The 26,576-nt window shown below is 71.4% G+C and carries 12 protein-coding genes and 1 pseudogene; 1 reads left to right on the top strand and 12 read right to left on the bottom strand.

The features are described 5' to 3' along the window. Window position 1 precedes the first annotated feature (1 nt). Together mce and def are read right to left on the bottom strand one after the other, a co-directional pair. The gene (mce, locus tag AC068B_RS10990; RefSeq protein ID WP_478670646.1) at window positions 2-442 is read right to left on the bottom strand and encodes a methylmalonyl-CoA epimerase; all 441 of its coding nucleotides are present in this window, start codon (window positions 440-442) and stop codon (window positions 2-4) included. A 40-nt stretch (window positions 443-482) separates the two neighbouring features. Then, window positions 483-1,142: a peptide deformylase gene (gene def / locus AC068B_RS10985; protein ID WP_478670645.1), complete on the bottom strand. Its 660-nt coding sequence runs from the start codon at window positions 1,140-1,142 to the stop codon at window positions 483-485. A 107-nt stretch (window positions 1,143-1,249) separates the two neighbouring features. Here def and AC068B_RS10980 point away from each other — a divergent pair, with 107 nt between their 5' ends. Continuing rightward, the gene (locus AC068B_RS10980) at window positions 1,250-1,846 is read left to right on the top strand and encodes a helix-turn-helix domain-containing protein (protein ID WP_478670644.1); all 597 of its coding nucleotides are present in this window, start codon (window positions 1,250-1,252) and stop codon (window positions 1,844-1,846) included. A 53-nt stretch (window positions 1,847-1,899) separates the two neighbouring features. On the opposite strand, the pseudogene meaB reads toward AC068B_RS10980, so the two are convergent. From meaB to ddaH, 10 genes and pseudogenes are all read right to left on the bottom strand, one after another. Beyond that, window positions 1,900-2,616: pseudogene (gene meaB, locus AC068B_RS10975) on the bottom strand (methylmalonyl Co-A mutase-associated GTPase MeaB); the annotation flags it as partial. Further along, window positions 2,613-3,020, bottom strand: a complete 408-nt coding sequence (locus tag AC068B_RS10970) for a cobalamin B12-binding domain-containing protein (RefSeq protein ID WP_478670641.1) — start codon at window positions 3,018-3,020, stop codon at window positions 2,613-2,615. The gene AC068B_RS10970 and the pseudogene meaB, both read right to left, overlap by 4 nt. Before the next feature lie 44 nt (window positions 3,021-3,064). After that, the gene (ccrA, locus tag AC068B_RS10965) at window positions 3,065-4,387 is read right to left on the bottom strand and encodes a crotonyl-CoA carboxylase/reductase (protein ID WP_478670640.1); all 1,323 of its coding nucleotides are present in this window, start codon (window positions 4,385-4,387) and stop codon (window positions 3,065-3,067) included. A 2-nt stretch (window positions 4,388-4,389) separates the two neighbouring features. Beyond that, window positions 4,390-6,255 (bottom strand): condensation domain-containing protein, encoded by a 1,866-nt coding sequence (locus tag AC068B_RS10960; RefSeq protein ID WP_478670638.1) that lies wholly within the window; start codon window positions 6,253-6,255, stop codon window positions 4,390-4,392. After that, complete coding sequence (locus AC068B_RS10955; RefSeq protein WP_478670636.1) at window positions 6,252-7,832, bottom strand: AMP-binding protein; 1,581 nt, start codon at window positions 7,830-7,832, stop codon at window positions 6,252-6,254. The genes AC068B_RS10960 and AC068B_RS10955 overlap by 4 nt, the downstream gene beginning before the upstream one ends. Next, a complete protein-coding gene (locus AC068B_RS10950; RefSeq protein WP_356249645.1) occupies window positions 7,829-8,089 on the bottom strand; it encodes an acyl carrier protein in 261 nt (86 codons plus the stop codon). The genes AC068B_RS10955 and AC068B_RS10950 overlap by 4 nt, the downstream gene beginning before the upstream one ends. A gap of 49 nt (window positions 8,090-8,138) precedes the next feature. After that, window positions 8,139-9,590, bottom strand: coding sequence for a methylmalonyl-CoA mutase family protein (locus tag AC068B_RS10945; protein ID WP_478670635.1), 1,452 nt, complete (start codon window positions 9,588-9,590; stop codon window positions 8,139-8,141). Then, window positions 9,574-24,474 (bottom strand): non-ribosomal peptide synthetase, encoded by a 14,901-nt coding sequence (locus tag AC068B_RS10940; protein WP_478670633.1) that lies wholly within the window; start codon window positions 24,472-24,474, stop codon window positions 9,574-9,576. Before AC068B_RS10940 ends, AC068B_RS10945 begins: the two co-directional genes overlap by 17 nt. 77 nt (window positions 24,475-24,551) lie before the next feature. Further along, window positions 24,552-25,736 (bottom strand): FAD-dependent oxidoreductase, encoded by a 1,185-nt coding sequence (locus AC068B_RS10935; RefSeq protein WP_478670631.1) that lies wholly within the window; start codon window positions 25,734-25,736, stop codon window positions 24,552-24,554. Beyond that, on the bottom strand, window positions 25,736-26,566 hold the full coding sequence (ddaH, locus tag AC068B_RS10930) for a dimethylargininase (RefSeq protein WP_478670629.1): 831 nt from the start codon (window positions 26,564-26,566) through the stop codon (window positions 25,736-25,738). Before ddaH ends, AC068B_RS10935 begins: the two co-directional genes overlap by 1 nt. Window positions 26,567-26,576: the final 10 nt, after the last annotated feature.

Genomic DNA, 26,576 nt, shown 5'->3' with positions numbered 1-26,576 from the left:
TTCAGTGCCCGGTCGGGTCCGACGGCGCGGCGGTGACGAGTTCGGTCAGCACTCCGTGGCAGTCCTTGGGGTGCAGGAAGGTGATCCGCGACCCCATGGACCCGATCCGGGGCTCGTCGTAGAGCACCCGGACGCCCTTGCCGCGGATGGCCTCGGCGTCGGCGTCCACATCCGCGGTGCCGAACGCGATGTGGTGGACGCCCTCGCCGTTCTTGGCCAGCCACTTGCCCACGACGGAGTCCTCGCGGGTCGACTCCAGGAGCTGGAGGTGGCTTGCGCCGCCGTCCGACGTCTCATTGATCTTCAACATCGCCTCGCGGAGGCCCTGTTCCTCGTTGGCCTCGATGTGGAGGACCTCGAAACCGTACGTCTCACGGTAGAACTCGATGGTCTTGTCGAGGTCGAAGCAGGCGATCCCGATGTGATCAATTCGCGTCAGCATGGCTCAAGTTCACCGCACCCACGGACGATCTTGCAAGCCGTCACTTGCCCAGCTTCTTGGCCGTGGCGGCGCGGCGGGCGAACATCTTCTCCTTGGAGTCCTCCATCTCGCGCAGCGCGGACTTCCGCTCCCGCTTGCTGAGACGGTCCAGGTAGAGGTGGCCGTGCAGGTGGTCCGTCTCGTGCTGCAGGCACCGGGCGAAGTAGCCCCTGCCCTCGATCACCAGGGGGTTGCCGTCCTTGTCACGGCCGCGCACGACGGCGCGGTCGAGGCGGGGCACCATGCGGTAGGGGCCCGGCACGGACAGGCATCCCTCGGTCTCCTCGACCAGCACGCGATCGTCGGTCTCGATCTCGTCCAGGACCGGGTTGGCGATGTGCCCGACGTGGCGCACCCCCCAGTCGTCCATGATGTCCCACACGAACAACTGCAGGTCCACGTCGATCTGGTTGGCCGCGAGGCCCGCGCCCTCCGCCACCTGGTTCGTGGCGAACATGTCGTCGATCAGCTGCGAGAGCTCGGGCGTGCCGAACTCCGTGACCTCCCGGCACCGCCTGCTCAGGATCTCCTCCCCCACGACGGTGATGCGGTGCACCGCACCCCGTTCGACCTCCGGGGCGAACTGCGGGTAGGAATCGACCGGTTCCCCCTGCACCCGCACCCGGCGATCCTGCGAGATGTCACCGTTCCGAACAGCCATGGAGTTTCAACGCCTTCCGCACATGCACGCGCCGACCAGGGAGTTGATCCCCGGCCGGCGGTTGCCCAGCTTGACCGAATGCTTTCCAAAGTAGCAGCCTTTGCAAAGTGAGCGACAAAGACCGTCAAGCAGCCTCCAGGGAGCACCCGTTGAGCCGTGCCCGACAGTCACTTCCGGACCATCCCGTGCGCGTCGCCCTGCTGGACCTGCTGGCCGAGGTCGGCACCGTCACGTCCACCCAGGCCGCCGCCCGCCTCGGCCACAGCTCCGGGCTCTGCTCCTTCCACCTGCGCCAACTCGCCCGGCACGGCCTCATCGAGGAGGTTCCGCAGCAGGGCGGGCGGGCGCGGCCGTGGCGGCTCCGGTGGGAGTCGTCGGGACAGGAGGGCCAGCAGGACCGGCAGGACCGGCAGGACCGGGAGGCGCCGGAGCAGTTCGACGACCTCGCACGCGGGTTGGAGGACGAGAGCTACCAGCACTGGCTGAGCCACCGGGACCGGGCACCCGCCGAGTGGCGGCACGACGAGTCCTTCAGCGCCGTGGTCCACCTCACCCCCGCGGAGATGGCCGAACTCGCCGCCTCCGTACGCCATCTGCTGGCCGGATACCGCGACCGGGACCACCGGGCCGTCGCGGGGACCATGCCCGTGGCGGCGGTGGCCCGGCTGTTCCCGCTCCTGAACGACGATCCCGGACAGCGCTGACTGTCCGGGAGTCGGGTGGGGTGGCGGTGTCAGTCCCGTTCGTCGTCCGTGCCGAGGGCCGCGATGACCTCCGCGGCGCCCTCCCCGCGGCTTGCCGTGGTCGTCACGACGGGGATGTCGACGGTGCCCAGCGCGACCATGGCCCGGAGTTCGCGGACCATCCCGTGGACGCCGTCCTGATCCGCCTTGTTCACGACGTAGAGATCGGCGACCTCCAGGACACCGGCCTTGGCCATCTGGATGCCGTCACCCGCGCCGGGCGCGAGGACGACGACGGTCCGGTCCGCGACCGACGCGATCTCGACCTCCGACTGCCCGGCCCCGACCGTCTCGATCAGGATGACGTCGAACCCGACCGCGGACAGGACCGAGATCATGGGCCGGGCAGTGGCCGAGAGCCCGCCGAGATGGCCCCTGCTGGACACCGACCGAATGAACACCCCGGGATCGTCCGAATGCTCCTGCATGCGGATGCGGTCGCCGAGCAGCGCGCCCCCGGTCACCGGCGACGACGGGTCGAAGCAGAGCACCGCCACCCGCTTCCCCCGCCGCCGGTACTCGGCGACGAGGCAGGACACGAACGTCGACTTGCCGACGCCCGGCGGCCCGGTCAGGCCGATGACCGGGCAGCTCTTGCGGGCAGCCCCCGGAGCGCCGAGGTCGGCCTCCGTGATGCCGTGGTTCTCCGCGCGCCCCATGAGCCGGGCCAGCGCCCGGACACTGCCCTGCCGGGCGGATTCCAGCGTCGCCTGCAGCGGCCCGCCGGTCACTCGGTCACCTCCAGCGGACGCAGGTTGGCGTGCGCCCACTCGATGATCTCGGGGAGGGAGTCGCGGGAGGTGAAGATCCGGCGTACACCCAGCTCGGTGAGGAGCCGTGCGTCCTCCGGCGGGATGATGCCGCCGCAGAAGACCGGCACGTCCGCCGCGTCGTTCTCGGTGAGCAACTTCAGGATCCGCGGCACCAGTTCCATGTGGGCGCCCGACAGCAGGGACAGGCCGACGGCGTCGGCGCCCTCCTCCAGCACGGTCCGCACGATCTGCTCGGGCGTCTGGCGCAACCCGGTGTAGATGACCTCCATACCGGCGTCGCGCAGGGCCCGTGCCACCACCTTGGCGCCTCGGTCGTGGCCGTCGAGCCCCGGCTTGGCGACCACCACTCGGACACGGTGCATCTGTCCCCCGGCCTTTCCTGTGTCTGAGATCGGAGCCGACTGCGTCATGCCGTCATCAGCGGGCTGATCCGGTCCTCGCCGATCTGCGCGCGCAGCGCGGGGTCGGTGACGCCGAGGCCGCTGTTCGGCGCCAGGCAGAGCACACCGACCTTGCCGAGGTGTTCGTTGAGCTGGATCATGCGGGCGGCCTCGCCCGTCTCGTGGAACGGGTACACCTCGGACAGCATCGGCATCACCCGGCCGCGCTGGATGAGGCGGTTCGCCTGGTACTGCTCGTACAGGTTCGCCCCGTGGCTGCCGACGATCTTCTTCAGCCGCATCCAGAGGTAGCGGTTGTCGAAGGTGTGCTGGTAGCCCGTGCTCGAACCGCAGGTCACGATGGTGCCGCCGCGCCTGGCGATGAACACCGAGAGGCCGAAGGTCTCCCGGCCGACGTGCTCGAAGACGATGTTCGGGTCCTCGCCGATCTCACGCCTGATGATCTTGCCGAGTCGTTTGCCGGTCGCCACGGTGACGTCGGGATCGGCGGAGATCTCGCCGATCTCGCGCCGGTCGATGACCAGTTCGCAGCCGAGCTTGCGGGCGACCTCGGCCTTCTGGTCCGAGCTGACGATGCCGATCGGTATGCCGCCGCCGTTGCGGACGAACTGCACGGCGTAGCCGCCGAGACCGCCCGCCGCGCCCCAGATGAGGACCACGTCGCCCTGGCGCATGTTGGCGCCGCGCTCACTGACGAGCATCCGGTAGGCCGTGCCCGCGCACAGCGGGTTGCTGGCCGCCTCCTCCCAGGTGAGGTGGGCCGCCTTGGGCAGCAGCTGGCTGGCCCGGACGACCGCGTAGTCGGCGAGGCCGCCGAAGTTCGTCTCGAACCCCCAGGCCCGCTGCTCGTCGCCCATCATGCCGTCGTGCTGGGTGAGCGGTTCCTGGTCGTCGACGTGGGCCGTCGCCACGGCGACGTGGTCGCCGATCTTCCAGTTGCGGACGCCGCTACCGACGCGCACGATCACTCCGGCGGCGTCCGAGCCCAGTACGTGGTAGGGCTGGTCGTGCCGGGCGGCCCAGCCGCCCTGCTTGCCGTAGTGGCGCAGGAAGTTGAAGGTGGGCAGCGGCTCGAAGGTCGCGGACCAGATCGTGTTGTAGTTCATCGCCGCCGCCATGACGGCGACCAGCACCTCGTCGGGGGCGAGTTCCGGCAACGGAACCTTGCCGAGGTGGATGGATTTGCGGACGTCCTTGTCCTCCACACCGGAGAAGATGCCGATGTCCTCGGTGCGCAGGTAGGCCGCGTTGTAGTCGGCGGGGACCGGAAGGCCTTCCAGTACGTCGGGCGAGGCGCCCGCGATCACAGCTGCCGAAAGCTCGTCCATGGTCATCCTTCTTCACTGTCAGCGTCGGTGCTGAGGTCGGTGCTGGTGTCGGTGCTGGGGTCAGGGTCGGAAACGGTGATTCTGATGCGGCCCGGCAGGTCGCTGCCGTGCAGCCAGGTGCGCAGATGGGCGCGGACGTCGCGCGCGCTCGGGGCGTCCTTGCCGGGCCCGGTCACGGTGAGCACCGCGGTCTCCGTCCGGGCCTTCTCCATCCGCACCTCCGCTTCCCGGACCCAGGGGTGGGTGCGGGCGACGCGGGCGACGGCGGAGGCGTCGATCAGGCTGCGGGTGCGGATCCACCGGCCGTCCTGCGGCCCGAGGAGCCGCACGAGGCCGTCGGCGGCGACGTACCCGCAGTCGCCTGTGGAGACCTCGCTGCCGTCGGGCAGTCGGGCCCGGAGCGTCCCCGCGATGGAGCGCGGCAGCGCCTGTCCCGAGCGGCCGTGCACGGTGAACGCGACGCCGTCCGCGGGCGTCAGGACGGGCGGGTGGGGAGCGTCGTCGTTCCGTACGGTTCCCGCGCGGACGCCGCCGCACAGGTACGGGGTTCCGCCGGTGCTCGGCCCCGGGCGGTCCGCGCGCGCCGGGGCGACCGAGGAGGTCGTGCGGTCGGCGGCGAGGTCGGAGACGGCGGTGCGGAAGTCGGCCAGGAGCTGTTCGGCCTCCGCCGCGCCCATGAGGTCCTGGCGGTAGTCGAGACGCACCCGGGCATGCGGCCAGTCCGCCCGGATCTGCAGGGTCCTGGCCAGGGCCGCGTTGGTGTTCGGCGTGAAGAAGTCCCAGGCGGAGCGCAGGCCCGGGATGTCCAGGTCCAGCCCGGCGGGCGGCCGGGGGAAGGACAGGCCGAGCTCGGTGCTGAGCCGGGCCATCGGCTTGCCGGGCACACCGGCGACCAGGTCGACGAACGGCACGCGGCGGTTGCGCGCCAGTTGTGCCAGCGCCCGGCGCGCGGTCGCCACCGACTGCTCGGTCGAGGCGCCCCGGGAGATCTCCAGGGCCACGGGGACCACGTTGATCTGCAGCCCGGCGACATGGCCGGTGTGCTCGTCGCTCACGTCGGAGGCCAGGGCGAGGAGCGGGTCGGTGTTGTCGTAGACCGCCAGTTGGCGGGTGAGCGCCGCCAGGAGCATGGTGAAGGTGCTCACCTTCAGCGCCTGTGCCTTCGTGCGGAGGGCGGCGACCGCGGCCGGGTCCAGTTCGATCGTCGGCGATGCGGTGACCGTCCGCTGCCCCAGGCGGCCGCCTTCGGGCAGGGACATCGGCGTCGCCCGGTCGACGGCGGTGCGCCAGAACTCGATGGCCTCCTCGGTCACTTCGCGGGGGGCCACCGGGGTGCCGGGGGCGGCCAGCGGCGTCGGGTTGACCGCCCTGCCCGCTCGCAGCTCCGCCAGGCAGGAGGAGAAGTCGCGGGCCACGATGAACTTGCTGCGCCCGTCGAACCCGGCGTGGTGGGCCTCGAACACGACCGAGCAGCGGTCGGGACCGTGCCTGAGGAGCCGGAAGCGGATGGGCGCCTCGGTGGCCAGGTCCCAGTGGCGGTGCTGTTCGGGCCGCTCGCGCCAGGCCCGGACGGCCGCGCGCTCTGCGCCTTCCTCGCACGGCAGGTCGCCGTGTCCGAAGGAGCAGGCCTCCTGGGCGGACAGCACGCACTGGCGCAACTGCCCGTCGACCAGGCGCAGGACCGACCGCAGCGGCTCGTGCCGGTGCAGCACGGCCTGTGCGGCGGTCTCCAGTTGCTGTGCGTCGACCGCGCCGTGGAAGGTCGCCACGAAGTAGCCGCCGCCGCTGATCGACGGGTCGATCGTGGCCTCCGCCCACAGCGCGTACTGTCCGGCGTCCGCGGGCCTGTCGTGCAGGATCGTGGTCATGTGCGGCCGCCCCGCTCGCGCCGCCGCCTGCTGCGGTCCTCGTTGATCAGCGTGACGATCGCCTCGCGGTCGATCTTCCCGCTAGGCGTCCTCGGCAGTTCGGGCAGTTCCGTCACGGAGACCGGGACCGAGACCTCCGGCAGGACCTTGCGCAGCCGCTCCAGAGCGGCGGCCTCGACAGGACCTGTGCACCCCTCACGGAGGACGACGGCGGCACGCAGGCTGGCGTGACCCGACTTGGTCGCCACCATGGCCGTCGCGGCGGCCGCGATGTCGGGGTCCGTGAGCAGTTGCGCGTCGACTTCCAGGAGGTCGACGCGGATGCCGCGGATCTTGATCTGGCTGTCCACGCGGGACAGGAAGCGCACGCCGTCGTCGGTGAGTTCGACCAGGTCGCCGGTGCGGAAGGCCCGGGTGTGCCCGGCCGGTGAGGGCGCGATGGCGACGTATCGCTCGGCCGTCAGCTCCGGGCGGCCCAGGTAGCCCTCCGACAGCGGGTGCCCCGTCACGAGGAGTTCGCCGATGTGCGGGGTCTCCGGGGACTCCGGGTCGATGAGCAGTTCGCAGCCCGGCAGGGGGACGCCGATCGGCGGCAGATGGGGCCACGCGTACGGGTCGGGACCCAGGATGTGCGAGGTCACCATGGCGGACTCGCTCTGCCCGTAGTGGTTCACCAGTCGGCAGCCGGGCATTCCGGCGAACATCGCCCGGATGTCCTCCGAGCAGACGACCTGCTCACCCGCGGTGTTCACCTCGACCAGGTGCAGCTGGGCCAGGGTGTCGGGCCGCGCCGTCACCGCCAGCATCTGCAGGGCGACGAACGGCAGGAAGAGCCGCTCGACCCGGTGCTCGGCCAGCCAGCGCAGCAGCCGCGTCGGCTCGCGGCGCAGCTCCTCCGGCATGACCGCCAGCGTGCCGCCGCCGCACAGCGTGCCCAGGATCTCCTGGAACGAGACGTCGAAGTTCAGCGGGGCGAACTGCGCCGTGCACAGGTCGGGGCGCGGCGAGTGGGACGCCTGCCACTCGGCCATCGCGTCGATGCAGCGGTGGCTCAGGGCCACGCCCTTGGGCCAGCCGGTCGACCCGGAGGTGTAGATGACGTACGCGGCCAGCTCGGGATCGCAGTCGACCGGGCGCAGCTCCAGGGACGCGGGTACGCCGGGCGGCGTGCCGATGTCCACCAGCGGGCCGTCGTAGCGCACGCGTGTGTGCTCGGTGGTGATGACGGCGCGCGGCGCACAGTCGTCGATCATGAACTGCAGGCGTTCGACGGGGTATTCGGGGTCCAGCGGGACGTACGTGGCGCCGCGCAGCATCACTCCGAAGAGCGCGGCGACGGCGCCCGCGCCGCGCGGCCGGGACACCGCGACGCGGTCGCCCACGCCCACCCCGGCCGCGGCCAGGTCGGCCGAGACCGCCTGCGCCCAGGCTGCCAGCTCCGCATAGGTGTAGGTGCGGTCGGCGTCGACCACCGCCGTACGGTCCGGGTGGTCGGCGACGCGGCGGACGAATGCGGTCAGGAAGCAGTCCGGCGTCGCCGGGCCGCCCCAGAGCGACTTGAGTTCCTGTGTGGTCATGCGACCGTCCCCCGCTGTGCCTTGGCGGACAGCTCCTCGTCGACGGCGTCCACGAACTCTTCGATGGTGGGGTTGTTGAATATCAGGTGCAGTTCCGCCTCCAGGCCGTACTCGCGCTCGACGAGGGCGAGGATCTTCGCGGCCACGAGGGACTCGCCGCCCAGGTCGAAGAAGTTGTCCTCGGGCGTGAGGCCCTCTTCGCCGGTGGCCTTCTCCCAGAAGGCGATGACGGTGTCGGTCAGCTGCTGCTTGTTCATGTTGCTTCGCTATCCACTCGGGTGTTCGGAAACTTGTGCCGCGTGCCGGTCAGGCGTGCGGCGGCGGCGCGTCGAGTCCGGCCGCGACGGCCTGCTGCATCTGTCCGATGCTGGCCCGCGCCCGCGCCGCCGCGATCATCGACTCCATGACGTTGCGGCCCGCCGCGACGTCCTCGGTCAGGGCGCGCAGCTCCGCGTCGCAGTTCCTGCGTTCGAAGGGGGTGCGGCGCCCGGGGACGACACCGGACCGCAGTTGCCGTTCGGTGAGCCAGTCCTCTTCCTCGGACTCCTCGGCATCGACGACGCCGACCGTGGGGCCGCCCCCGGTGTAGGCCATGTCGTCGATGCGCGACTCCAGCCAGCCGCTGCGCAGACAGCTCAGCAGGCCGCCGCGGGCCGCGATGTCGTCGAGCCAGCCGGTGGCCTCCGCCTCTATCTCGTCGGCGATCCGGGCTATCACGTCGGAGCCGCCGAGCGGGTCGACGTACTGCGCCAGGTCGGTCTCCTTCAGGAGGATCTGCTGGACCCGCAGCGCGACGCGCGCCGACAGCTGCCCCGGGGTCTGCGCGGCCTCGTCGAAGCCGCACACGTGCAGGGACTGGACCCCGCCGAGGACGGCCGCCATGGCCTGGACGGTGGTGCGCGCGATGTTGTTGAGCGGCTCGCTGGCGGCCAGCGCCGAGCCGAAGGTGTTGACCTGGACGCGCATGCGGGTCGACTTCTCGTTGGCGGCGCCGAAGAGCTCGACCATGCGGGTGGCGTACATCCTGCGCAGCACCCGGAACTTCGCCGCCTCGGCGAGGACCTCCATGTGGGTGCCGAAGATGAAGCTGAGCCGCGGTGCGACCTCGTCGACGGTGAAGCCGCGCGCCAGCATGCCCTGGAGGTACGCCTCCGCGTCGGCGATGCCGAGCGCCACCTCCATCGACCGGCTCGCACCGGCTTCGCGGGCGTGCCCGCCGGAGATCGACACGGGGTTGACCTTGGGCAGGTGGCGTACGCAGTACTCGATGACGTCCAGCGAGAAGCGGAAGCTGTCGTCCAGGTCGAACACGAACGCCTTGCGGGCCGCGTGTTCCTTGAGCATCTCGTTCTGCAGCGTGCCGCGCAGCAGCGCGGGGTCGACGCCCGACTCCTCGGCGACGACGACCCACAGGGCGAGGATCATCGGTGCGGTCGCGTTGATGGTGAACGAGACCGACACCTGGTCCAGCGGAATCCCGTCGAACACGGCGGCCAGGTCGTCGACGGTGGCCACCGAGACGCCCGCGCGGCCGACCTCGCCGACGGCCGTCGGGTCGTCCGGGTCGAGACCCAGCTGCGTGGGCAGGTCGAAGGCGAGGGAGAGCCCCGTCTCACCGCGGTCGAGGAGGTAGTGGAAACGCTTGTTGGTGTCCATTCCGTCGCCGAGACCGGCCAACTGCCTGATCGTCCACGGCCGGGACGTATATCCCTTGGGATGAATTCCGGCCTCATAGGGAAACTCACCGGGTTTGGTCATCGTCGCCGCCTTCCAGTTCTGCGTGCAGCCGGTCGCCATAGGTGTCCAACACGTCGGTACTCAATATGTCGTTGTGTTCGCATTCCACCGCGATCTCGGTGACCGGACCGGTGACATGGGGTGTCCAGTCGCGTGAATAGCCGGGGTCGAGTTCCTTGCCCATGGCCTGGAACACCACGGCGGCGCCGCTGAACACGTCAGGTGTGTGGCCGTGCCAGAGTTCCGAGTTGAATCGGAGGTTGTGCACGACGTGGCTGATCATCCAGGCCGGTGGAATGGCCGCGCCAAGGGAGGAATGGCTTTCGATCCATTCCACCAGCTGTTCCTGGGTGGTCAGTTCGGGCGGCGCGGGCAGGTCGACGTTCTTGGAGACGAAGTACCGCAGTACGTCGATCTCGTCGAATTCCTCGTCCGGTGAGCGGGGCGTGCCGGATTCCACGAGGGCCGCGTCCAGCAGCACGAGCCGCCGCACCTGCGCTCCCCTGCGCTCAAGGACCGCGGCCATCTGGTGCGCGACGACACCGCCGAAGGACCAGCCGAGCAGGTCGTAAGGGCCTTCGGGCTGTTCGGACTGCACGAGGTCGGCGTAGTGCTCGGCCATCTCGCGTACCGTGCCGGGCCGTTGGCCGTCGTCGAGGGTCTGCTGGATGCCGATGATCGGGCGCCGCACGGCGCCGCCAAGGGCACGGTAGGCCCAGCTGACGCCGCCGCCGGGGTGGATGCAGAACAGCGGGCGTCCCGTGCCCTGGCGCAACCTCACCACCTGGGGCATCTCGTCGGACGCGGACCAGCTGTAGAGCTGCCTGCTGAGGCCCCGCACGGTCGGCGCCTCCATCAGGGCGCGCACACCGATCTCGGTGTCGAACGCCTCCCGTACGGCGGCGACGACCCGCATCGCGGACAGCGAGCTGCCGCCCAGGTCGAAGAAGGAGTCGTCGACCCCGACCCGCGGCACCTCAAGGACCCGGGCGAAGACCCCCGCGAGGATCTCCTCCACCGGTGACGACGGCGCCCGGAAGACACCGCCGGTGAACTCCGGCTCCGGCAGGGCCCGCTTGTCCAGCTTGCCGTTGACGGTCAAGGGCAGCGCGTCGATGACCATGACCGCGGCCGGGACCATGTACTCGGGCAGCCGCACGGCGAGCTCGCCGCGTACGGAGCCGCCGTCGACCCGCACGGCCGGGTCGGCGGGCACGACGTAGCCCACGAGCTGCTTGCCGGATTCGGTGGAGCGCACGGTCACCACCGCACGCTCCACCCCGGCCACGTCCGCGAGGGCGGCCTCGACCTCGCCCAGCTCGACCCGGAAGCCGCGGATCTTCACCTGGTCGTCCGAGCGCCCGACGAACTCCAGCTCACCGTCCGGGTTCCAGCGCACCAGGTCACCGGTGCGGTACATCCGCGAACCCGCCGGACCGAACGGGCACGCCACGAACCGCGACGCCGTCAGACCGGCACGGCCGACATAGCCCCGGCCGACGCTGCGGCCCGCCACGTACAGCTCGCCGACCACGCCGACGGGTATCCGCCGCAGACCCGCGTCCAGGACGAACAGCGCGTCGCCCGGCACCGGTGTACCGATGGGGGCCGCTCCCGCGCCGGGCTTCATGGGCCCGCTCATGGAGGCGTAGAACGTCTCGGTCTCCCCGTACCCGTTGATCATGGACCGGCCGGGGGCCCAGCGCTCGACCAGCGAGGCGGAGCACGCCTCGCCGCCCACGAAGACGGTGTGCACCTCGTCCAGACCCTCGGGCGAGAGCATTTCGAGCGCCGACGGGGTCTGGTTGACCGTGGTGACCCGCTCGGCGACGAGCAGCCGGTGGAAGTCGTCGGCGGAGTGCACGGCGTGCTCGGGGACGACGACCAGGCGGCCGCCGTGCAGCAGGGCGCCCCACATCTCCCACACCGACACGTCGAACACATAGGAGTGGAACAGCGACCACACCTGGTCCGGGGTGGGCTTGAAGGACCGCTCCGATGGGGCGTACATCTGCGTGACGTTCGCCTGGGTGATGCCGACGCCCTTGGGGACGCCCGTCGTTCCTGAGGTGTAGGTGATGTACGCGAGCAGGTCGGCGTCAGGCAGCGGGAACGCCTCGGTCGGCTGTGCGGCCGTCGCGGGGTCCTCGACGTCCACGACCGGGACGCCGGACGCCTCGACGCGGTGGGCGAGGCCGACCGTGGTCAGGACCGCGGCGGGCGAGGCGTCGCCGAGGACGAACCGCACGCGCTCGTCGGGGTGTTTGACGTCGATCGGCACGTAGGTGGCGCCCAGCTTCAGCAGCGCCAGGATCGCGGTCACGGTGTGCTCCGAGCGCGGCAGCAGCAGCGCGACGACGTCGCCCGTGCCCACGCCGCGCCCGGCAAGCAGGTGCGCCAGCCTCGTCGACGCTTCGTCCAGCTCCCGGTACGTCCATGACCTGCCGTCGAACACCAGCGCCACGTCGGCGGGCCGCAGCCGCACTTGCTCGGCGAAGAGCCGGGGAATCGAGGGGTCGTCGGCCGGGTGACCCAGCACCGACCGCTGGCCGAGGACGTCGAGGTGCGCCAGCTCCTGCTCGTCCAGGAGGTCGATGGAGAGCACCGGGCGGTCCGCATCGGCGAGCAGCGTCCTGAGCAGCCGCTGCCAGCGGGCCACGAGGCGCTCGACGGTCGCGGCGTCGTAGACGTCGGTGCGGTACTCGACCACGCCGCCGATGCCCGCGGGGCGGCCGGAGCCGTCGAGCCGCTCACGGAGGCTGAAGGTCAGGTCCATGCGGGCGGTCAGGGTGTCCGCGCGCAGCGGGGTGATGTCCAGGCCCGGCAGGGAGAGGTCGGGCAGGGTGACGTTCTGCCAGGCGAACAGGGCCTGGATCAGGGGGTGGTGGGCCTGGGTGCGGACCGGGTTGAGGCGGTCCACGAGCGCGTCGAAGGGCACGTCCTGGTTGGCGAAGGCGTCCAGGCTGCGCTCCCGCACCTGCCCGAGCAGGTCGGCGAAGCTCATCTCGCCCGAGACCTCGGTGCGCAGCACCAGGGTGTTGACGAAGAACCCGACCATGTCGTCGAACTCGGTGCGGCCACGGCCCGCCGTCGGCACGCCGAACGCCACGTCCGAGCTGCCGCTCAGCCGCGACAGCAGCACCGAAAGCGCCGCCGACATCACCATGAACGTCGTCGCGTTGTGCTCCCGCGCCCTGCGCGCGACGAGCTCCTGCAGTTCCGCGGGCCACTCGACGAGGACCTGGCCGCCCCGGTGGTCGGCGACCACGGGGTAGGGCCGGTCGGTCGGCAGCTCAAGCAGGCCCTCGAACCCGGCGAGCTCCTGCTCCCAGAAGGCCGTCTGGCGGCCCAGCCGGGTGTCGGGGTCGGCCTCGTCGCCGAGGAGCCGGTGCTGCCAGAGCGTGAAGTCGGCGTACTGCACCGGCAGCGGCTCCCAGACCGGTGCCGTCTCGGCGCCGCGGGCCCGGTACGCGGTGAGCAGGTCACGGACCAGCGGTGCCAGGGACGAGCCGTCGCCCGCGATGTGGTGCACCACCAGGGCGAGGCGGTGTTCCGTGGCGGAGACCCTGAAGAGCCGGGCGCGGAAGGGGATCTCGGCGGCCAGGTCGAAGGCGTGGCGGGTGACCGTGCCGACCTCGTCGTCCAGCCGCTGCTCGGTCCAGGCCGTGGCGTCGCTGACGGCACAGGCGAAGTGCGCCCGGGACACGTCGAGCACGCGCTGCTCGGGCACCCCGTCCACGGCCGGGAACACCGTCCGCAGGCTCTCGTGCCGGGCCACGACATCGGCGACCGCCGCGGCCAGCGCGTCGGCGTCGAGCGAACCGGTCAGCCGGAGCACCAGCGGAATGTTGTAGGTCGCCGACAGCCCCTCCAGCTGGTGGATGAACCACAGACGGCGCTGCGCGAACGACAGCGGCAGCCGCTCCGGGCGCACGACCGGCTCCCAGGCCTGTCCGTCACCCGACGGGTCGCCCACGAGACGGGCCAGGCCCGCCACCGACGAGGCGTCCATCAGCGCGCGCACGCCGATCTCGCAGTCGAAGGATTCCCGTACGGCCGCCACGACCCGCATCGCGGACAGCGAGTTGCCGCCCAGGTCGAAGAAGGAGTCGTCCACGCCGACCTGCGGCAGGTCGAGCACCCGCGCGAAGATGCCGCAGAGGATCTCCTCGACCGGCGATGAGGGGGCCCGGTGCGCGCCGCCGGAGAACTCGGGCTCGGGCAGCGCCCTCCTGTCCAGCTTGCCGTTGACGGTCAGCGGCAGCTCGTCGATGACCACGACGACGGCCGGGACCATGTACTCCGGCAGCCGTGCGGCCACCTCGGCCCGTACCGTCGCGCCGTCCACGCCCGCGCCGGTGTCGGCAGGCACGACATAGCCCACCACCTGCGCACCGGCATCGGTGTCCCGCGCCACCACCGCGGCGTGCGCCACCCCGGCCACGGCGGCCAGCGCGGCCTCGACCTCGCCCAGCTCGACCCGGAAGCCACGGATCTTCACCTGGTCGTCCGAGCGCCCGAGGTACTCCAGCTCACCGTCGGCGTTCCAGCGCACCAGGTCTCCGGTGCGGTACATCCGCGAGCCCGCGGGACCGAACGGGCACGCCACGAACCGCGACGCGGTAAGCCCCGGGCGGCGCACGTAGCCGCGCGCCACACCCCGCCCCGCGATGTACAGCTCACCGACGACGCCCATCGGCACCCGGCGCAGCCCCGCGTCCAGCACGAACAGCGCGGCACCCGGCACCGGGGAGCCGATGGGGGCGCCGTTGCCGGGCCGCATGGGGGCGCTCATCGAGGCGTAGACGGTGCCTTCGGTCGGACCGTAGGCGTTGATCACCTCTCGGCCGGGAGCCCACCGGTCGACCAGTTCGGCCGGGCAGGCCTCGCCGCCCACGAAGACGGTCCGCACCGTGTCGAGCCCCAGGGGCGACATTCGGCCCAGGGCGGAGGGCGTCTGGGTCAGGACGGTGACGCGCTCCTTCACGAGCAGGTCGTGGAAGTCGGTGGCGGAGCGGACGGTGTCGTCGGAGGCGATGACCAGGCGGCCGCCGTGCAGCAGGGCGCCCCACATCTCCCACACCGACACGTCGAACACATAGGAGTGGAACAGGGACCACACCTGGCCGGGGGCCAGCTCGGACGTCCGTGCGGACGTGGTGAACAGCTGCGTCACGTTGGCGTGGGTGACGGCGACGCCCTTGGGGGTGCCGGTGGTTCCGGAGGTGTAGATGAGGTAGGCGATGCGGTCGGCGTCGGGGGCCGGGAAGTCGCCGCCGACCAGTGGGGCGCCGACCGGTCGGCTGTCCTGCGCCGGTTCCGCGACGTCCACCACGGTGACGCCGTGTCCGCGCACCCGCTCCGACAGCGTCGCTGTCGTCACGACCGCCGCCGGTTCCGCGTCCCGCAGGACGAACGCCAGCCGTTCGTCGGGGGTGTTCACGTCGAGGGGCAGATAGGCCGCGCCCAGCTTCAGCACCGCGAGAACGGCCGTCACGGTGTGCTCCGAGCGGGGCAGCAGCAGCGCGACGACATCGTCCGCGCCCACGCCACGCCCGGCCAGCACCCGCGCCAGCCCCGTCGAGGCCTCGTCCAGTTCGCGGTACGTCCACGACCTGCCCTCGAACACCACCGCCACGTCGTCCGGCCGCAGCCGCACCTGCTCGGCGAAGAGGGCGGGCACCGACACCGCGGCGCCCTGCTCTGCCGGGACATCCCTCCGCTCCGACAGGACCGGCCGGTTCCCCAGCACGTCCAGCCGCGCCAGCTCGTCGCCGTCGAGCACGTCGATCGCCGCGAGCGGGCGGTCGGCGTCGGCGGCCATGGCGGTGACCAGCGTCTCCAGCCAGGCCAGGATCCGTGCGGCCGTCCGCTCGTCGAAGACGTCGGTGCGGTACTCCAGGCGGAGCCTCAACTGCCTTCCCGGCCAGGCCTGCAAGGCGATCGGATAGTGCGTGAACTCGCGGCTTGAGGCGATCCGGATGCCGAGCCCGTCGCTGTCGAGCTGTCCGCCGGACGCCTTCAGCGGATAGTTCTCGTACACGAAGATCGCGTCGAAGAGCCGCTGGTGGCCCGCGGCGCGCTGGATGTCGGCCAGCGCCATGAACTGGTGGTCCATGCCGTCGTGATGGGCGTCCCGGAGCGTGCCGATCAGCTCGGCCGCGGTCGTCGAGAGGGTCGTACGGGCGCGTACCGGGACCGTGTTGATGAACATGCCCACGGCCGACTCGCTGCCGGGCAGATCGGCCGGGCGGCCCGAGACCGTGGTGCCGAAGACGATGTCCTGGCCGCCGGTCAGCACGCCGAGCAGGCGCGCCCAGGCGGCCTGCAGCACGATGTTCATCGTCGTGTTCCGCGCGCGGGCCAGGCGCTCCACGGCGCGGGTGACACCGGCCGGGAGGTCGGCCCGCAGCAGCGCCCGCGCGGCGGGTCCCGAGCGGTCGACCGGGTCGACGAGGGTCGGCGTCTCCAGGTCCGCGAGCAGGTGCTGCCAGTGACGTCGCGCGGCGCTCCAGTCCTGCGCGGCCAGCCACTCCACATAGCCGCGGAAGGCGGGGGCGGGCGCCAGGGACTCCTTGCGATAGGCGGCGAAGATCTCGCGGAGGATGATCTGGATCGACCAGCCGTCCACCACGATGTGGTGCACGGAGAGCACCAGCTTGTGCCGGTCCGGTCCCGTCTCGCGGATCAGGATGCGCAGCGGCGCCTCGTCGGCGAGGTTGCTGCAGGCGGCCAACTCGGCGTCGAGGAGGGCTTGTTCGTCGCCATCGCTGTAGTTGCCGTCGACCACGGTCCACGGCACGTCCGGCCGCTTCGGAATGACCTGCACCGGCTCGGTGAGCCGGTCGGAGACGAACCGGGCCACCAGGTTGGGGTGGCGTGCGACGACGGTGCGCACGGCCTCGCGCAGGCGGGGCACGTCCAGCGCGCCGGTGATCTCGATGCCCAGCTGCACGGTGTACAGCTCGGTGGGCTCCGCGCTGTCGGAGCGGCGGTGGAAGAGCAGACCGGTCTGGAGCGGGGTCAGCGGGAGGAGGTCGGCCGGTTCCACGGTCTGCGCGAGCCGGTCGAGCTGCTGCTGGGTGACCGCCGTGGGCAGCACGTCGGAGGGCGTGAGTCCGCCGCCGCCGTTCCGCACGTACGCGGCGATCCCGACGAGGACGTCATGCCAGCGCGCGTGCAGCTCGGTGATGTAGGAGCGGTCGACGCGTGCGCCCGCCCAGCTCCAGGTGGCGTGGAGTTCCGACCCCGCGCCGTTGCCGAGCACGACCGCGTTGATGTCGACCGTGTGCGGAAGGAGCATCGGCCGGGAGCCGAAGCGCCTGGCCTCCGGCGATTCGAGCGGGCCGAGGATCCGCCAGTCGCCGGGGCGGTCACCGGGCTGCGGGGTGCCGCGGCGGCCCAGGTAGTTGAAGCCGACCGCGGGATCCGCGCCGGGCAGGTCCGCGCCGTCGCCGAGGTACTTGAGCAGGCCGTACGTGATCCCGTCCGGGACGGCACGCAACTGCTCCTTGGCGTCCTTGACCCAGGCGCCGAGGGCCGGGGCACCGGCCAGGACCGTCTCCCTGTCCAGCGGCGACGCGGTCAGCGCGACCGGGTACTTCGCGGTGAACCAGCCGACGGTGTCCGTCAGATCGGTCCCTGTGCCGACCTCGTCGCGGCGCCCGTGGCCCTCCACGTCGATGCGGAAGGGGGCGCCGAAGTGCTGGTGCTGCTGGGCCAGTGCCGTGCCGAGCGCGATGAGCAGCAGCTCTTGGACGTTGACGTGCAGGGCCGCGGTCGCCTCGGTCACCAGGACGTCCGTCAGCTCGGCGTCGACCGAGACCGACAGCTGCTCCACGTCCGCCCAGGTGTCGGTGGACCGCTGTGTCGCGGGCAGCAGCGCGGCGGCCCGCTCGATGCGCTGCCAGCTCGGCAGCCGGTCGGTGACCTCCGGTGTGGTGGCGTACTCCGCCAGGGTCGTGGCCCAGCGCCGGAACGAGGTGCCGCTGGTCTCCAGCGCGATGTCCCGGCCCTCGGCGAGGTGCCGCCAGCCCGCCGCGATGTCCCGCTGGATGATCCCCCAGGAGACGGCGTCGACCGCCAAGTGGTGGACGACCAAGAGGAGTTGGCGGGCCGGTGCGGACCAGACGGCGTGCACCATGGCCCCGCGGCGCGGGTCGAGCCCGCGCACCGCGGCGGTGAACGCGTCGTCGGTCAGCTCCTCGACGACGGTGACGCGGTCGGCGGCGTCCACCGAGCCGACGGGCGGGATCGTGAGGTTGCCCGGTTCGCCCGGCGGGACGTCGTCCATGCGCAGCCGGAGCATCGCGTGCCGGTCGAGCAACGCCTGGAGGAGCGCGACCACGTCACCGTGCTCCGCCTCCGACGGCGCCTGGAACAGCATCGTCTGGTTGAACTCGTCCGTCGGCGCCGCCAGGGAGTCGAGCCAACGGATGATCGGCGTCGCCGTGAGGGGTCCCGTGTCGTCGTCCGGCTCAAGGCCCGGCTCGTCCGGTCCCGACTGCTGGAGTACGCGGGCCACGCGCGCCACGGTCTGCTCGACCAGGATGTCGCGGGGCTTGCAGTGCAGTCCGGCTTCCCTGGCCCGGGACACCACCTGCATGGAGGAGATGCTGTCGCCGCCGAGGTCGAAGAACGAGTCGTCGACGCTGACCCGTTCGACGCCGAGCACCTGTGCGTAGATGGCCGCCAGGCTCGCCTCGGCATCGGTGGCCGGGGCCCGGTAGCCCTCCGTGTCCCCGTGGTCGGGCGCGGGCAGGGCCTTCTTGTCCAACTTGCCGTTGCCGGTCATGGGCAGCGCGTCCAGCACCACGACCGCCGCGGGCACCATGTACTCGGGCAGCCATTCGCCCGTCAGGCAGCGCAGCCGGGCACCGTCCAGCGCGGCCGTGCCGTCGACATCGGCATCGGCATCGGCATCGGCATCGGCGACGACGTAGCCGACCAGTTGCCGGTGTCCCGGCCGGTCCTCGCGGACGACGACAGCGGCCTGCCCCACGCCCGGGGCCGCGCGCAGCACCGACTCGATCTCGCCGGTCTCGACGCGGTAGCCACGGATCTTCACCTGGTCGTCGGCGCGCCCGACGTACTCCAGTTCACCTTCGTGGTTCCAGCGGACCAGGTCGCCGGTGCGGTACATCCGCGAGCCCGCGGGGCCGAACGGGTCGGCCACGAACCGCGACGCCGTAAGCCCAGGACGGCGCACATAGCCGCGCGCCACGCCGCGTCCCGCGACGTACAGCTCACCGGCGACGCCCACCGGCACCCGGCGCAGTCCGCCGTCGAGGACGAACAGCGCGGTGCCCGACCCCGCGGCGCCGATCGGGACCACCCCGTCGGCGGCCAGCGGCCTGCTCATCGACGCGTAGACGGTGCACTCCGTCGGGCCGTAGGCGTTGATCATCGCCCGCCCGGGGGCCCAGCGTTCGGTCAGCTCCGCCGGGCACGCCTCGCCGCCGACCAGGAGCACCGCGATCGACTCCAGTCCCTCCGGGGAGAGCCGGGCCAGCGCGGACGGCGTCTGCGTCAGGACCGTCACCTGTTCGGCGACGAGCAGCTCGCGGAAGTCGAAGGGCGAGTACACGACCTCCTCGGGGACCACGACCAGGCGCCCGCCGTGCAGGAGCGCACCGCACATCTCCCACACCGCGAAGTCGAAGGCGTAGGAGTGGAACAGCGTCCAGACGTGGTCGTGCGGCTGCAAGGAGCTGGTGCCCAGGGGGTCGGTGCCCGGGGAGTCGCTGCTCGGGGCGCCGGACGCGGCGAGCCGCTGGAGGTGCGTGACGATCAGGTCCGCGATGCCGCGGTGGGTGACCGCGACACCCTTGGGGGTGCCGGTCGTGCCCGAGGTGTAGATGACGTAGGCGGCCTGGTCGGCGGCGGGGTACGGCAGGGCGGCGGTGGACTGCCGGGCGACGGCCGGGTCCTCGACGTCCACGACCGTCACCCGGTCCGCATCGACCCGGTCCGCGAGCTCGCTGAGAGTGAGGACCGCGACCGGCGCGGCGTCCTCAAGTACGAACGCCACGCGCTCGTCCGGATGGTTCACGTCGATCGGCACATAGGCGGCGCCGAGCTTCAGCACCGCGAGCACCGACGTCACGGTGTGCTCCGAACGCGGCAGCAGCAGCGCCACCGTGTCCCCGGCGCCCACCCCGCGCCCGGCCAGCAGATGCGCGAGCCGCGACGACGCCTCGTCCAGCTCCCGGTACGTCCACGAGCGGCCCTCGAACACCATCGCCACGGCGTCCGGTGCCCGCGACACCTGGCGGGCGAACAGCTCCGGCACCGACACGGCGTCGAACGGCTCCGCCAGGACCGCCCGGTTGCCGAGCACGTCCAGCTGCGCCTGTTCCGCCTCGTCCAGCACGTCGAGCGAGGCCAACGGACGGTCCGGCTCGGCCGCCATGGCGGTCAGCAGCCGCTGCCAGCGTGCCGTCATGCGCTCCACGGTCGCGGCGTCGAAGATGTCCGTGCGGTACTCGACGATCCCGCTGATGCCCCCGGGACGGCCGTTGTCCGTGAACCGTTCACGGAGGCTGAACGCCAGGTCCATCCGGGCGGCCCCGATGTCGACCGAGGCGGTCTCCATGCCGAGTCCCGGCACCGAGATGTCGGGGACGGTGTCGGTCTGCCAGCCGAACAGCACCTGGACCAGCGGGTGATGGGCCTGCGTACGGACCGGGTTGAGCCGTTCCACGAGCGCGTCGAAGGGCACGTCCTGGTGCGCGAACGCGTCGACGCTCCGCTCCCGCACCTGCCCGAGCAGCTCGCCGAAGCTCTGCTCGCCCGAGACCTGCGTGCGCAGCACGAGGGTGTTGACGAAGAACCCGACCATGTCGTCGAGCTCGGTCCGCCCCCGGCCCGCCGTCGGCACGCCGAACGCCACGTCCGCGCTGCCGCTCAGCCGCGACAGCAGCACCGAAAGCGCCGCCGACATCACCATGAACGTGGTGGCGTTGCGTTCCCGCGCGACCCGCTGCACCAGCTCGTGGAAGTCCGCGGGCAGCTCGACGGCGACACGGCCCCCGTGCTGGTCGGCCTCCGCCGGGTAGGGCCGGTCCGTGGGGAGTTCCAGCCTGCTGGGGAGCCCCTCCAGCGCCCGCTCCCAGTACTGCGCCTGTCGGCCGAGCACGCTGCTCGCATCCGCTTCGTCGCCCAGCAGCGCGTGCTGGCGGAGCGTGTGGTCGGCGTACTGGACGGGCAGCGGCGACCAGGAGGGCGGGTGCCCCTCGGCGCGTGCTGCGTACGCGGCCCACAGGTCGCGCAGCAGCGGTGCCAGCGACCATCCGTCGACCGCGATGTGGTGCATGACGAGCACGAGCCGGTGTTCCGTGGGCGACACCGCGAAGAGCGTGGCCCGGAAGGGCACTTCGGTGGCCAGGTCGAAGGTGTGGCGGCCGCATGCGCCGACGGCGTCGGTGAGCCGCGCCTCCGTCCACGTGCCGGCGTCGACGACGCCCCAGCCCGCGTCCGCCTCGGCCGCGTCCAGGACGCGCTGCTCCGGCACGCCGTCCACGGCGGGGAAGACCGTCCGCAGGCTCTCGTGCCGCCCCACGACATCGGCGACCGCCGCGCCCAGCGCCCGGACGTCCAGCTCACCGGTGAGCCGCGACACCAGGGGGATGTTGTACGTCGACGACAGCCCCTCCAACTGGTGGATGAACCACAGTCGGCGCTGCGCGAACGACAGCGGCAACCGCTCCGGACGCGCCATGGGAACCCACGCCGCACCGCCGTCGGCCGGGCTGCCCACCAGCCGGGCGAGCCCCGACACCGAGGGGGCCTCCCACAGCGCCCGGACACCGATCTCGGAGCCGAAGGACTCCCGCAGGGCCGCGATCACCCGCATCGCCGACAGCGAGTTGCCGCCGAGGTCGAAGAACGGGTCGTCCACGCCGACCTGCGGCAGACCGAGCACCCGCCCGAAGATCCCCGCGACGATCTCCTCCACCGGCGACGACGGCGCCCGGTACACGCCGCCGGTGAACTCCGGCTCCGGCAGGGCCCGCTTGTCCAGCTTGCCGTTGACCGTCAGCCGCAGGTCGTCGACGACCATGACCACCGCGGGGACCATGTACTCCGGCAGGTGCCCGGCGACCGCACCGCGCACCACCGCGCCGTCCACGCCCGCCGTGGCGTCGGCGGGCACCACATAGCCCACCAGCTGCTTGCCCGCGTCGGAGGACCGCACCACCACCGCGGCCCGCTCCACGCCCGCGACACCGGCCAGCGCGGCCTCGACCTCGCCGAGCTCCACCCGGAAGCCACGGATCTTCACCTGGTCGTCCGAGCGGCCCACGTACTCCAGCTCGCCCGCGCGGTTCCACCGCACCAGGTCGCCCGTGCGGTACATCCGCGAGCCCGCGGGACCGAACGGGCAGGCCACGAACCGCGACGCCGTGAGACCGCCACGGCCCAAGTAGCCGAGGCCGACACCGGGGCCCGCCACGTACAGCTCGCCGACCACGCCCACCGGCACCCGGCACAGCCCGGCGTCCAGCACGAAGAAGGCCAGGTCGGCGAGGGGCACGCCGACGGGGCTCACATGGCTGTCCAGGTCCGCCGCGACGATGCCGCGGAACGACGCGTGGACGGTCGTCTCCGTCGTGCCGTACATGTTGATCAGGTGCGGCCAGGTCTCGCGCTGCTCCAGCCACGCCCGCAGTTTGGACGGCTCCAGGGCCTCGCCCGCGAAGACCACGGCCTCCACGGCGTCGAGGCGGGCCCCGGGATCCTGCCGTATGTCGGCGGCCTGCAGTGCGTAGAACGCCGACGGCGTCTGGCTCAGGACGGTGACGTGCTCGTCGACGAGCAGCTGATGGAAGTCGGTGGCGGCCTTGACCACGTCCTCGGGGACGACGACGAGGCGCCCGCCGTGCAGCAGCGCACCCCACATCTCCCACACCGACACGTCGAACGCGTACGAGTGGAACAGCGACCAGACCTGGTCGGCGGACGGTACGAACCCCGGAGCCGTCGAGGTGAACAGCCGCGTGACGCTCGCGTGGGTGACCGCGACGCCCTTGGGCACACCGGTGGTGCCGGAGGTGTAGATGATGTAAGCGATCCGGCCCGCGTCGGGGAGGGCCGGGGCCGTGACCGGCTGTGCAGCCAGGCCGGAGTCGTCGACGTCGATCACCGCGATGTCGAACCCGTCGATCCGGTGGGCCAGCGCGGCCGTGGTCACGACGGCGACCGGTGCCGCGTCGCCGAGGATGAACGCCACCCGCTCGTCGGGGTGCTTGACGTCGATCGGCACGTACGTCGCGCCCAGCTTCAGCACGGCCAGGACCGCGATCACGGTCTCGGCGGAGCGCGGGAGCAGGAGGGCGACGGCGTCCCCCGCGCCCACTCCGCGACCGGTCAGCAGGTGCGCCAGGCGCGCCGACGCCTCGTCCAGCTCGCGGTACGTCCACGAGCTGCCCTGGAACACCACTGCCGCGGCGCCCGGTGTCCGCGCCACCTGAGCGGCGAACAGCTCGGGTATCGACGCGCCGCGGGTGGGCTCAGTGAGCGCGGCACGGTTGCCCAGGCGGTCGAGGTGGGCGCGCTCATCGTCGTCGAGTACGTCGATGGAGAGGACCGGCCGGTCCATGTCGGCGACCATCGCGGTGAGGATCCGCTCCAGGCGGTCGACCATCGACTGGACCGTCGCCGCGTCGTACACGTCGGTGCGGTACTCGACCACGCCGCCGATGCCCGCCGGTTCGCCGGACTCGGTGTGCCGCTCGCGCAGGCTGAACGTGAGGTCCATGCGGGCCGCGCGGGACGTGGTGGACACGGTGTCGGCCCGCACGCCCGGCAGTGTCAGCTCCGCGGAGATGTTGTTCTGCCAGCCGAGCATGACCTGGACCAGCGGGTGGTGGGTCTGCGAGCGGGTGGGGTTGATCAGGTCGACCAGGGCGTCGAAGGGAGCGTCCTGATGCGCCGAGGCGTCCAGGATCCGGCCCCGCACCTGCGCCAGCAACTGACGGCCCGTCAACTGCCCGGAGACATCCGCCCGGAGCACCAGCGTGTTGGCGAAGAAGCCCACCAGGTCGGCGAGATCCGCGTCGCGCCTGCCCGTGGTCGGGACGCCGAACGCCACGTCGGGGCTGTTGCTCAGCTCGGACAGCAGCAGCGACAGGGCGGCCGAGACCACCATGAAGCCGGTGGACCGGTTCTCCCGCGCCACCTTCCGCACCTGTTCCTGCAGCGACGCGGGCCACTCGACGGGGATCCGGCTGCCCCGGTGATCGGCGACCGCCGGGTAGGGCCGGTCCGTCGGGAGCTCAAGGCGTCCCTCGAAGCCGTCGAGCGCCTTCTCCCAGTACCGCAGGTGACGGCTGAGCGCGCTGTCGGGATCGGACTCGTCGCCGAGCCTGTCGAGCTGCCGGAGGGTGTGGTCGCTGTAGTGCAGCGGCAGCGGCGCCCAGCCGGGGGCCTCCCCTGCGACGTGCGCGGCGTACGCCACCTCGACGTCCCGCAGGAGCGGTGCGAGCGAAAGACCGTCCGACGCGATGTGATGCATCACGAGCACCAGCACGTGCTCGTCGTCGGCCACCCTGAACAGCCGTGCGCGGAAGGGGATTTCAGCGCTCAGGTCGAACTCGTACCACGCCGTCTTCTCGACCGCGTCGTCCAGGGCGGCCGCCGACCATCCCTCGGCGTCGACGACCTCCCATCCGAACTCCGCCTCCGCCGCGTCCAGGATGCGCTGTTCGGCCACGCCGTCCACGGCGGGGAACACCGTCCGCAGACTCTCGTGCCGCCCCACGACACCGGCGACGGCCGCACCCAGCGCCTGAACATCGAGTCCACCGGTCAGCCGCAGCACCAGGGGAATGTTGTACGTCGACGACAACCCTTCCAGCTGGTGAATGAACCACAACCGACGCTGCGCGAAAGACAACGGGATCAATGCTCAACCTTACTTACGGCGGGCAGCGGACACACTGCACGCGGACTACGGGAACGGCGAACGGGGGCGGCGGCGAGCTACAGAAGGTCCACGAGGTCGGCCGTCATGAATTCGCGCATCCCGATGACGCCCGAGACCAGGGCGAAATAGCGGGACGTGAGTTCGGGCGATCCGGCGACGGCGTGCAGCATGCGGAGCCTCGCCTTGGTCGGATTGAGACGCGCCAGTTCGAGCGTGCTCTTGTACGGACCGTCGAGGGTGTCCGCCATCGTCCTTGCGAAGTCCGACATCGCCCCGTCGACAGCGGCCGTGTCCTCCGCCTGGACACCGGACATGGCATCGGCGATCAGATCGGCCTGGACGAACGCATTGGTGATTCCGCGGGCACTGATCGTGTCGAGGTGGTGGGCCGCGTCCCCCACCAGCGCCCAGCCCGGCCCGTGGGCCTTGCGGAAGTAGTTCCGCTGGTCCCCTGTTCCCCGCCACCGGTCGGCCCGCTCGGTGGACATCATCTGCTCGTACAGCTCCGGCGCGGTCGACTTGACCGCCGACAGATACGCCTCACCGGGGTCGCGGCGCGCCTCCGCGAATTCGGCCTGCGGCAGATAGGCGGCCACGATCGTGAGGTCGTCGTGGGTCGGAATCCGGGCGATCCAGCGCCCCACTCTTTCGTGGAATCCGAACCCCGTGCGCAGGCCGCGCCAGAACGTGTAATACACGCAGCTCGACAGGGGATCCGACCGCAGGACCGGCGCGTCGACCAGGTCGGCGACCTTCGAGCGCATGCCGTCGGCCCCGATGACCAGCCCCGCCGACACCGTTGTCGTCGAATCCCCGGTCCGCAGCCGGACCCCGGCGACCCGGTCGTCACGCCAGACCAACTCCTGCACCTGCGCGCGGTCCATGAACTCCGCGCCCGCCGACACGGCGGCCCGCACGAGCAGGTCGTCGAGGACGTACCGCCGCGGCGCGTACGCGGCGGAGAACCCGTCCTCCGACGGCACCGCCGAGGTCAGGCTGAGACCGTCGATGTCATGGCTGATGGTGTCCAGCGGCGGGCAGCCGGAGGCCACGACGTCGTCGAGCACCCCCCAGCGCGCGAGTCTGGTGACTCCCGGCTGGTGGATGTAGAGCGTCGACATGGTGTCCGAAGGGAACGACGCCTTGTCGACCAGCAGCACGCGTCGACCCTGCCGTGCCAGCAGCAGAGCGGTCGACGCGCCCGCGCAGCGCGCACCCACCACAACAACGTCGAAATCCATTACCGAACCCCGCCCCGGGGGGAACGCAGCTCCAAGGTGCAGCATTTGGCGCTGCCGCCCGCCTTGAGCAGTTCGGAGAGATTCACGCCGATGGGGTTGAACCCGCGCTCGCGGAGCGTGGCCGCGAGATCGGTGGCGGCCTCCGGCAGGATCACGTTGTAGCCGTCGCTGAACGCGTTGAGCCCGAAGACCGCCGCGTCCGCACCGGACGCCAGGATCGCGTCGGGGAACATTTCCCGGAGCACGGCCTGGCTGCCGGGCGAGAAGGCCTCCGGGTAGTACATGATCTGGTCGTCGGAGAGCACCGAAAGGGCGGTGTCGAGGTGGTAGTGGCGCGGGTTGACCAGGGTCAGTCCGGTCACCGGGAGTCCGAAGAACTCCTGCGCCTCTGCGTGCGAGCGCGGGTCCGTGCGGAATCCGGTGCCCGCCAGTAGGCGTCGGCCGACGAGCAGATAGTCGCCCTCGCCCTCATTGATGAACTCCGGCCACAGGCAGTCGTCGAAGCCCTGCTCCTGGAACCACGAGAGATAGGCGGGCCCTTCGGCGGTCCGCTCCGCGTGCCGGAAACGGGCGCCGAGCACCTTGCCGTCCACCACCGTCGCGCCATTGGCGGCGAACACCATGTCGGGCAGCCCGGGTATCGGGTCGATCACGTCGACGGTGTGGCCGAGCGACGTGTAGAGCTCGTACAGCTCCTCCCACTGGGCGAGTGCCAGATCGCTGTCGCAGGGCTTCTCCGGGTTCATCCACGGATTGATGGAGTAGACGACGCCGAAGTGGCTGGGGCGGCACATCAGAAGACGGCGCGGGGTCATGTCAGTTGCGGGCATGGGCAGTTCC

The organism is Streptomyces sp. NPDC042371 (genome assembly GCF_056437465.1).
Note: the sequence above shows the minus strand (reverse complement) of the source record. Positions and strands in the feature narration are given on the sequence as shown.